Annotated in this window: 4 protein-coding genes; 3 read left to right on the top strand and 1 reads right to left on the bottom strand. The window is 51.0% G+C overall.

Going from position 1 to position 3,190, the window contains the following annotated elements:
* The coding region (locus FP827_02585; protein MBA3051970.1) for a GntR family transcriptional regulator at positions 1–473 on the bottom strand (473 nt) is incomplete at its 3' end.
* Positions 474–759: 286 nt separating this feature from the next.
* Between FP827_02585 and FP827_02580 the strand changes: the two genes are divergently transcribed.
* The 3 genes from FP827_02580 to FP827_02570 all read left to right on the top strand — a co-directional run.
* Entirely contained in the window at positions 760–1,527 is a 768-nt protein-coding gene (locus FP827_02580) for a cyclase family protein (protein ID MBA3051969.1), read from the top strand.
* Between the two features lie 24 nt (positions 1,528–1,551).
* On the top strand, positions 1,552–2,496 hold the full coding sequence (argF, locus tag FP827_02575) for an ornithine carbamoyltransferase (protein MBA3051968.1): 945 nt from the start codon (positions 1,552–1,554) through the stop codon (positions 2,494–2,496).
* Positions 2,493–3,190: glycosyltransferase (locus FP827_02570; GenBank protein MBA3051967.1), on the top strand; the 698-nt coding region annotated here is incomplete at its 3' end. The genes argF and FP827_02570, both read left to right, overlap by 4 nt.

The raw sequence follows: 3,190 nt of genomic DNA, 5'->3' as shown, positions 1-3,190 counted from the left end.
TCGGTGGCTCCGCACACCAGCAGCTCTACACTCTGTCCCTCTTTGTAATCGGCGGGTGACTGGTCGAGGAAGCGGGTGAGGCGCGAGGACGCCGCGATGCGGTCGCTTTTTTTGTCCAGATATATTTTTACGACATAGGATTTTCCTTCCTCCATCTTCTTTTCCTGTTCGCGGAAGGGCACGAAGAGATCTTTCATCAGGCCCCAGTCGAGGAAAGCGCCTATGTTGTTGACCGTGACGGCTTTCAGAAAAGCGAATTCCTCTATCCGTGCGAGGGGCTGTTCGGTTGTCGCTATGACGCGGTCTTCGGAGTCCCTGTACACGAAAACCTCGACGATGTCGCCGTCTTTGCATCCCTCGGGCACATATCTTATGGGCATGAGTATCTCGCCCAGCTCGCCGCCGTCGAGATAGACGCCGAAATCCACATGCTTCACCACTTTCAATTTATTGAAATTTCCTATTTCCACCATATTTTCCCCTTTCGCGTTAAACGATAATCACGGAATTTATTATATCATATTCCCCGCGGAAATTTCCTGCGAGAATACGAATGGGGGCTATCCGGAGCTGAAAGTCCGCCGTGGCAGGCAGGTGTCTAAGGGCAGCATCTTTATATTAAAAATGAGCTTTCCGGGGAATCGGGCGATGTCTATATTGGGAAATTTGGAAAAAACAGCGCGTATATGATATAATCGCGGGAATATGCTTTAGGTAGTGTTAGGGAGAGCTATACTGTCCCGCTATGGAGGAAATATTATGAAACTTTACGATTTATCGCAGCCCATCAGTCATCTGACTCCGGCCTGGCCGACTTACGAACCCCTGCAGATAAAATTCTTCAAGAGGCTCGCGCCCAACGGCGCCAACGGCCAGCTGCTGACGCATTCCAATCATGTCGGCACGCATCTGGACGGCCCGCTGCATTTCTGTACTCACGGCAAGGACATAGCTTCTCTGCCTTTGAACGGCTTTCTTTACGGCCCCGGCGTCATCGTGGATCTTTCGGATATAGCCGAGGATTACGGGATCTACACCTCAAAAGATATTGAGGACAGGGTTGAAGTGAAGGAAGGCGATATCGTCATCATCAACACGGGCTATCACAAATACGCCTGGGACCAGCCGGAAGCCGACGAGGTGAGGTATATGGTCAGGCATCCCGGGCCGATGATGGAGTTCGCCGAGTGGTGCGAGAAAAAGAAACTGCACTGGCTGGGCGTTGACTGCGGTTCTGCGGATCATCCCATGAACACGAAGATAAAAGACTGGATGCCCAAGGAAGCGGCAAAGTGCGACACCTACCTGAAAAAGAAACACGGCAAACATCTGGACAAGATGTTCCCCGAGGACCATTATCAGCTCATGCATGTGAGGCTTTTTCCGCAGGACATCATCCACGCCGAGAATTTGGGCGGCGAGATCGACCAACTGCTAAACAGGCGAACGATAATAGGCTGTTTCCCGTGGAAATTCCAGGGCGGTGAATCGTGCATCTGCCGGATCGTCGCGTTTGAGAACGAATAAATATTTACGACACAGGACGGAATCATGAAAAAAAGAGACATTATTGAGGTGACGGATCTTAGCGAAACCGAGGTGCGGGAACTTTTCGCGCTCGCTTTCAGGATAAAGAAAAATCAGAGCGCCTATGCCGGCGCGCTGAAGGGGAAAATACTGGCCATGATATTCCAGAAGCCCTCCACGAGGACGAGGGTGTCTTTTGAGGCGGGGATGTATCAGCTCGGAGGGGAGGCGATAAACCTTTCGGGCGCAGAGCTTCAGCTCTCGCGGGGCGAGACGATAGGCGACACGGCCAAAACCCTTTCCGGCTATGTGGACGCGATAATGATACGCTCGACGAGCGATTCGGATGTGCAGGGCCTCGCGGAACACGGCTCTGTTCCTGCCATAAACGGCCTTTCAAAATCCTTCCATCCCTGTCAGGCGCTGGCCGATATTTTCACGGTCTGTGAGAAAAAGGGGCTGGATGAAAAAAGCGTTATTGATTTTGACTTCAGCAAAGTCAAACTGGTATTCGTGGGGGATTCCAACAATGTGAGCCGGTCACTTCTCAACCTTTCGGGAATAATCAAATACAGATTCGGAATTATCTGTCCTGAGAAATTCATGTTTGACGAGTCTGAATTTGAAGCTGTCAAAAAAGTGAATCCGGGTATTTATTCGTCCAGTGAGATAGACCCCGGATACATGAAAGACGCCGAATTTATTTACACCGATGTGTGGGCCAGTATGGGCGACGAGGGCGAAGAGGCGGAGAGAAAAAAACTTTTCGGCAGGTATCAGGTTAACAGGGAACTGCTGGACAAGGCTTCGGCAAATGTTTCCGTCATGCATTGCCTTCCGGCGCGCAGGGGACAGGAACTCACCGACGAGGTGATGGACTCCTCCAACTCTATAGTGTTCGCGCAGGCGCACAACAGGATGCATCTACAGAAGGCTATACTGCATTTTCTTCTGAGGGGCCTTAAATGAAGTCCAGCTTAGGATCGAATATACATCAACAGCTCCGGGCGATGAAGCATGTCGACATACTTGTCGGCATACCGTCTTTCAACAATGAGAAGAGCATACTCGGAGTTCTCAAAACCGTAGATAAGGGACTGTCAAAATATTTCCCGAAGTCAAAGTCCGTTATAATGGTCTCAGACGGCAATTCCACCGACCGCACGCTGGACATAGCTTTTGATAAATTCAAGAGCGCCTCATCCGAAAAGGTGTGCACGACATACAGGGGACTCGCTGGAAAGGGGATGGCTTTAAGGGCGATCATGGAAGCCGCGCGTATCCTCAAAGCAAAGGTGCTGATGCTCTTTGACGCCGATCTGAAAAGCATAAACCCCGAATGGCTGAGGGATCTCGGCACTCCGCTGCTGGCGGGAGAATTCGATTTCATCACGCCTTACTATGTCAGGGATTACAGGGACGGCACGATAACAAACCTGATAACATATCCTTTGACGAGAGCCCTTTACGGCCAGCGCCTGCGGCAGCCCATAGGCGGAGATTTCGGTATGAGAGCTCCTCTTGTGAGGTATTTTCTGGACTGGGCTTACTGGGACAACAACGTGTCAAGATTCGGCATAGATATATGGATGACGACGATAGCGGCCAATGAGTCTTTCCGCACGGGACAGTGCTTTCTCGGCGTCAAGGATCATGACAGCCG

Source organism: Candidatus Omnitrophota bacterium, from assembly GCA_013791745.1.
GTDB lineage: Bacteria > CG03 > CG03 > CG03 > CG03 > CG03.
The sequence above is the reverse complement of the archived record's forward strand: the minus strand, read 5'-3'. Positions and strand labels throughout refer to the sequence as shown.

What these genes read in the sequence shown, in the direction of transcription:
- argF (MBA3051968.1), top strand. Translation starts at nt 1,552, where the DNA reads ATGAAAAAAAGAGACATTATTGAGGTGACGGATCTTAGCGAAACCGAG.
- FP827_02580 (MBA3051969.1), top strand. Translation starts at nt 760, where the DNA reads ATGAAACTTTACGATTTATCGCAGCCCATCAGTCATCTGACTCCGGCC.